The organism is Streptomyces sp. SID12501 (genome assembly GCF_010550245.1).
Classification (GTDB): domain Bacteria; phylum Actinomycetota; class Actinomycetes; order Streptomycetales; family Streptomycetaceae; genus Streptomyces.
In genome coordinates this window covers 1-598 of record NZ_JAAGLU010000278.1, presented here as the reverse complement: position 1 = coordinate 598, position 598 = coordinate 1, and the positions used below count along the sequence as shown (strand labels likewise).

The 598-nt window shown below is 70.9% G+C and carries 1 protein-coding gene; it reads right to left on the bottom strand.

Annotated features, from left to right (window positions below):
* Window positions 1-598 (bottom strand): serine O-acetyltransferase (locus tag G3I71_RS45730; protein WP_164324854.1); only part of this gene is annotated, 598 nt, incomplete at both ends.

Below are 598 nucleotides of genomic sequence, written 5' to 3'. Positions count from 1 at the left end.
GGTCTCGTCGAAGAGGGCACGGAACGCCGCGTCGTCGAGCCCACGCAGCGGGAGGTACTTGGCCTTGTGGCGGAACGGCTGCTCGGGGTCGACGCGGCCGATGACGCGGGCCGGCACGCCGCCGACGATGGCGCCGGGGGCGACGTCGTCGATGACGACGGCGTTGGGTGCGACGATCGCGAACGGACCGACCACACATCCGCCGAGCACCTTGGCCCCGGTCGACAGCACGGCGTAGTCGCCGATCATCGGGACGGTCGGTGCACCGGTGCCGATGCGACGGACCGGCTTGCCGTTCCCCCCGATCGTGACGTGTGGCGCGATCGTCAGTCCCTTCCCGAGGTCCGCGAGCGCGTGGATGACGACCCCGATGCCGCCGTACCCGAAGACCGTGCCCTCACCGAGCCGTGTCGCAGCAGGGACGGCACTGCTGTGCATGAGCGCGTTCAGCTGCACGCACAGCTCCGCTCGTTCCGTGTCGCCCGCCTGGAGGTAGCGGTGGGCCGACTGCCAGATGCGGTACGCGCTCGGGATCTTGTCGGCCTTCACCGCGAGCGAGTCGACCCACGGGTCCACGAGGGAGTCCCAGCCGTGGGGC